The following is a 5,464-nucleotide window of genomic DNA, read 5'->3' on the forward strand; positions in this document are numbered from 1 at the left end:
GTGATAGCCTGACCTTTAGGGCACGCCTAAATAAAAATGAAACTTCAATTTATTATTACAGCTATGTTTTGTAAATTCGTAGCTTGTTAAAAACGACTAAAAAAATTACGATGAGTAAATACGATATTATTGTACTTGGTAGTGGTCCTGGTGGCTACGTTACAGCTATTAGAGCCTCTCAATTAGGTTTTAAAACTGCAGTTATAGAAAAAGAAAGTCTTGGTGGGGTTTGCCTTAACTGGGGATGTATTCCAACAAAGGCGCTTTTAAAATCTGCTCAGGTATTTGAATACTTAAAGCATGCTAATGATTATGGCTTATCCGTTAAAGAGTATGACAAAGATTTTGATGCGGTGGTAAACCGTAGTAGAAATGTTGCAGAAGGCATGAGCAAAGGTGTTCAGTTTTTAATGAAAAAGAACAAAATTGATGTTATTAATGGTTTTGGAAAATTAAAAACTGGAAAAAAAGTAGAAGTAGATGGTACTGAGTATAGTGCAGACCATATTGTAATTGCTACGGGGGCTCGTTCTCGAGAACTACCTAGTTTACCACAAGATGGTGAAAAAGTAATAGGATATAGACAGGCTATGACTTTAAAGAAACAACCTAAAAAAATGATTGTGGTTGGTTCTGGAGCTATTGGTGTAGAGTTCGCTTACTTCTATAACTCTATGGGTACTGATGTTACTATTGTAGAGTATTTACCAAGTATAGTGCCTGTTGAGGATGCTGATGTTTCTAAACAATTAGAAAAATCGTTTAAGAAAAGTGGTATTAAAATTATGACTTCTGCCGAAGTAACTAGTGTTGATACTTCTGGAGATGGTGTAAAAGCTACGGTAAAAACTAAAAAAGGTGAAGAGGTTTTAGAAGCCGATTTAGTATTATCTGCTGTAGGTATTAAAACAAATATAGAAGGTATTGGTCTTGAAGATGTTGGTATTGCTGTAGATAGAGATAAAATATTAGTTAACGATTACTACCAAACAAATATCCCTGGTTATTATGCTATTGGTGATGTTACCCCTGGGCAGGCTTTAGCTCACGTTGCTTCTGCTGAAGGTATTTTATGCGTAGAAAAAATTGCTGGACAACATGTTGAAGCTTTAGACTACGGAAACATTCCTGGTTGTACATATTGTTCTCCAGAAATTGCTAGTGTTGGTTTAACTGAAAAACAAGCTAAAGAGCAAGGTTTAGATATTAAAGTTGGTAAATTTCCATTCTCTGCTTCTGGTAAAGCAAGTGCAGCTGGAACTAAAGATGGTTTTGTAAAAGTAATTTTTGATGCTAAGTATGGCGAATGGCTAGGTTGCCACATGATTGGTGCTGGTGTTACAGATATGATTGCTGAAGCTGTTTTAGGTCGTAAATTAGAAACTACAGGGCATGAAGTATTAAAAGCTGTCCACCCTCACCCAACAATGAGTGAAGCGGTTATGGAAGCTGTAGCAGATGCTTATGATGAAGTAATACACTTATAAAATAAGTTTTATCTATAAATTAAAAAGACGATTCCATTAAGAATCGTCTTTTTTTATTAGAACTTTATCTTACTTGTAACTTTAACAGAATTTCTAGAGCCCGAAGAATAAAACTCTGATGGTGGAGATTCTCCCTTTACTCTATAATTATAAAGTCCTTGTATAGATATATTTTTTAAAACTTCTTTTTCTACACCTAAACTACTATATAAATATACATCTGTATACCGCCCGCTAGTATTATTTTTTAGTAAGTCTAATTTTGGCCCTAACAATAAACTTACTTTGTCTTTAAATTTATATTTAAATAATAATGGAAATTCATATAATGTATGCTTTTTAAAACTATAGATATGTTTCTCCAATTTTAAGTTCCAGTTGTCATTAATTTTAAATTCTAAAAAGTAATTAGAATAGATACTTGGAGTATTATCTGTTAAAATTGAGGTTTCTACTTCTCTTTTTTCTTGACTAAACAGATAAATGCTAGTAAAATAGCATACAATATATAGCCAATTGTTTTTTATTTTAAAATTTATACCCAAAACCAATCGTTAGATTATTATATTTTAAAGTGCTTAAATTATACGTTCTGTCTGTTAACTCATAGCTATACCGCCCTTCAATAAAAAATCGTTTACCAAGGTCGTACCCTAAACCTGCTCCTAAGTTTAAACCCGCAGCTTTATTAAAGGTTCTATCTAATCCCAAAATAACTTCGGGGCCTAACTGCACATTTACAGATTTTGCAACATAATATTTAAGCATTACAGGTACTTTTAAAAAACTAGATCGGTCTCCTTTTGTATATAATAAAGAGGGTTGAATATGTAATTTATTAGATAATAGGAAGTCTACATTTACACCTCCAAAAAAACCGTTTTTACTAACTTGGCCGCTATTATATTGCAAAGCCATATTAGAAAAACCAGCAGTAACGCCAAAGGTTACTTTTTCTTTTTCTTGTGTTTTGTCTTCTTGAGCATTAGAGATAAATGCCATAAGTAATACTAAAAGAGTAATGATGTTGTTTTTCATGTTAGTTTGTGTTTTATATGATTAATAGCACAAATCTATCGGCTTATAATGTTAAAAAATCACAAGTAAATCACAAACAAAATGAAAGGGGACGTTAATTAAAATTAAAAAGTATTAAAAAATTATGATAATAATTTCATAAATAATAAGTGTATTTATATGGCAAACTAGTTTTATAATCTAAATCCTAGTCCTATAAATAAACCGTTAGGAGTAATCTCTTGAAACCCTATAGTGTATTTTAAATGCACATCTATAGAGGAAGTTATGTTATAAGCAGTACTAATATCTGCTCTTATTTTTAGTTTATTTGAAAAAAAATCGAAAAAGTAATTTAAACTTGGCCCTACTAGTACATTAAAATTATTATCCACGTTATATTTTAAATATATAGGAGCGTTTAAAAACTTAAAATCATTTAGACCTATGTACAGTAATTCTGGTTGAATATTAAAATTGCTTTCAATATTAAAATCTGCAAAAACACCTGCATAAAAGCCTGTAGCAACTTCTGGGTTAGTACCAAAACCACCTTCTACAACTTTAAAAAACGTTAGATTTAAACCACCTTTTACTCCATAGCTGTCCGCATTAGTTTGCGCAAATACAGTACTACTAAAACTAAACAATAACAAGGTTATAAAAACTACGTTCCTCATCTTCATCATTTTAATTAAGAAAACTCTGGATTGCTAATTCGTAACTCTGTAGACCGAAGCCAAGAATCACACCTTTTGCATTTGTAGATATGTACGATTGGTGCCTAAACTCTTCCCTACCAAAAGTATTAGAGATATGTACCTCTATCACAGGGGTTTCAATAGCCTTAACTACATCACCAATACCTACAGAAGTATGTGTATAAGCCGCAGCATTTAGTATAATACCATCATAACTAAAACCAACCTCTTGTAACTTATCTATTAATTCGCCTTCTATATTAGATTGAAAATAATCTAAACTTACATTAGGATATTTTTCTTTTACAGTATCTAAAAACTCTGTAAACGATAAGTTTCCATAAATGTTTGGTTCACGCTTACCTAATAAATTTAAATTTGGCCCGTTTATTATAATTAGTTTTTGCATATAACAAAAATACGAAAGTTATCATTTAAAAATCGTATCTTTTAGTATTCAAAAAAAACAGAAGTAATACCTGTCCCTACAATAAGCTACCCGTTATAAAAAAATATTTATTACCACCAAACTAACTTATATTATGAACAAAAAACTTCTTTTTTTCGCTTTTTTATTGTCCTCCTTATTGAGTTACTCCCAAATTACATTTACAAATGCTAATGCATCTTTAGTTAATTCCTCTCTTACTAGCGGTGTTGCTATTGGTGTAAGCGATATGAATGCTGATGGTTTAGATGACATCATTAGATTATCTAACGCTAATAGTCTAGAAATTGAATACCAAACAGCTAGTGGAACATTTACACGCTATAATTTTGGAGCTATAGGTGGTAATTCTTGGGGTATATGTATAGCAGATGTAGACCACAATGGTTATAATGATATTTTTACTGGTGGCTCTTATAATGGGTTAAAACTCATTACCGCTAATAATAATGGAACATCTTACACCTCTAACGCTTTAGGTGGAGCTAGCATTTTTGTGCAAAATTTAAACTTTGCAGACATAGATAATAATGGTATGATAGATATTTTTGCTTGTCATGATGATGGCATTTCTTCTCCATATAAAAACACAAATACTGGGACTCTTACCTACGATTTATCGTTAATTAACACTGCATCAACAGTACCTTCAGACAATTCAGGTAACTATGGAAGTATCTGGACAGACTATGATAATGATGGAGATCAAGATTTATACATTTCAAAATGCAGATTAGGTGTAACGAATACTATGGATGGTAGGCGTCTTAATCTTTTACTTCAAAACGATGGTAATGGAAACTATACAGATGTAGCAGAAGCTGCAGGCTTAAGGCCTTTAGCCCAATCTTGGGCTGCTAATTTTGAAGACATTGATAATGATGGAGATTTAGACTGTTTTGTTCTTAACCACGATATTATAAGTACTTTATATGAGAATAATGGAGATGGAACATTTACTGATATTACTGCTAGTTCTGGTATTGTAACCGAATTAACAAATTTAGGGACTAGTATTCAGGTTATGATGGAAGATTTCGATAACGACACCTATATAGATATGTTTGTTACGGTAACAACAGGCAGCTCAAACCATTATTTGTTTAAAAACAATGGTAATAAAACATTTACTGCCATTGCCAACCCATTTCCAACTGGAGGTCTAGTTATACAAAGTGGAGCTACTGGAGATTTAAATAATGATGGATTAATAGATGTTATTGCTGGTTTTGCTTCTGGTTATAATAGTCCATCCTCTAACCCAGACATTTTATTTTTAAATAATGGTGACGGTAATAACTATAACTGGAGCAAAGTTAGGTTACAAGGTGGCCCTAGCAATAGAAATGGTATTGGAGCTAGAATAGAATTACATTATGGAACTGGCTTAATGCAGATAAGAGAAGTACGCTCTGGAGAAAGTTACGGAACGATGAACTCTTTATTAACTCATTTTGGACTTGGTACAGAAACTGCTATTACAAAAATAGTAGTTAAATGGCCATCTGGCAATATTGATGAATTATTAAATCCTGCTATAAATCAATCTCACCTAATCATTGAAGGAACAACGTTAAACACTACTGAATTTAATACAGCAGATTTTGTAACCTACCCTAACCCAACAACAGACAGTGTTATTATAAAAAGTAATGCTGAAATAAATACTAAGTCTGCTGAATTATACGATATTTCCGGAAAGCAAATTAACCTATTATTTACCAAAGAGAATAATGCTATTAAAACAGATTTATCTTATTTAAATAATGGCATCTATTTCATTCACATTATTAGTGATGAGAATACTAGAC

General features: G+C 31.9%; 6 protein-coding genes. 2 read left to right on the forward strand and 4 right to left on the reverse strand.

Going from position 1 to position 5,464, the window contains the following annotated elements; genetic code table 11:
* Positions 1–110 precede the first annotated feature (110 nt).
* On the forward strand, positions 111–1,487 hold the full coding sequence (lpdA, locus tag ACVC2P_RS00960; protein WP_452596613.1) for a dihydrolipoyl dehydrogenase: 1,377 nt from the start codon (positions 111–113) through the stop codon (positions 1,485–1,487).
* Between the two features lie 56 nt (positions 1,488–1,543).
* On the opposite strand, the gene ACVC2P_RS00965 is transcribed toward lpdA, so the two are convergent.
* The 4 genes from ACVC2P_RS00965 to aroQ form a co-directional block, all read right to left on the reverse strand.
* The gene (locus ACVC2P_RS00965; RefSeq protein WP_452596614.1) at positions 1,544–2,032 is read right to left on the reverse strand and encodes a hypothetical protein; all 489 of its coding nucleotides are present in this window, start codon (positions 2,030–2,032) and stop codon (positions 1,544–1,546) included.
* Complete coding sequence (locus ACVC2P_RS00970; protein ID WP_452596615.1) at positions 2,016–2,525, reverse strand: outer membrane beta-barrel protein; 510 nt, start codon at positions 2,523–2,525, stop codon at positions 2,016–2,018. The genes ACVC2P_RS00965 and ACVC2P_RS00970 overlap by 17 nt, the downstream gene beginning before the upstream one ends.
* Before the next feature lie 173 nt (positions 2,526–2,698).
* On the reverse strand, positions 2,699–3,184 hold the full coding sequence (locus ACVC2P_RS00975; protein ID WP_452596616.1) for an outer membrane beta-barrel protein: 486 nt from the start codon (positions 3,182–3,184) through the stop codon (positions 2,699–2,701).
* Positions 3,185–3,194: 10 nt separating this feature from the next.
* Positions 3,195–3,614 carry a type II 3-dehydroquinate dehydratase gene (gene aroQ / locus ACVC2P_RS00980; protein WP_452596617.1) on the reverse strand — a complete coding sequence of 140 codons (420 nt, stop codon included), beginning with the start codon at positions 3,612–3,614 and terminating at the stop codon, positions 3,195–3,197.
* Positions 3,615–3,747: 133 nt separating this feature from the next.
* Between aroQ and ACVC2P_RS00985 the strand changes: the two genes are divergently transcribed.
* A partial coding sequence (locus ACVC2P_RS00985; RefSeq protein WP_452596618.1) for an FG-GAP-like repeat-containing protein occupies positions 3,748–5,464 on the forward strand: 1,717 nt, incomplete at its 3' end.

It is taken from the genome of Pontimicrobium sp. MEBiC01747, assembly GCF_053601635.1.

Coding starts and splice junctions, on each gene's coding strand:
- lpdA (WP_452596613.1), top strand. CDS start 111: ATGAGTAAATACGATATTATTGTACTTGGTAGTGGTCCTGGTGGCTAC.
- ACVC2P_RS00970 (WP_452596615.1), bottom strand. CDS start 2,525: ATGAAAAACAACATCATTACTCTTTTAGTATTACTTATGGCATTTATC.
- ACVC2P_RS00975 (WP_452596616.1), bottom strand. CDS start 3,184: ATGAGGAACGTAGTTTTTATAACCTTGTTATTGTTTAGTTTTAGTAGT.
- aroQ (WP_452596617.1), bottom strand. CDS start 3,614: ATGCAAAAACTAATTATAATAAACGGGCCAAATTTAAATTTATTAGGT.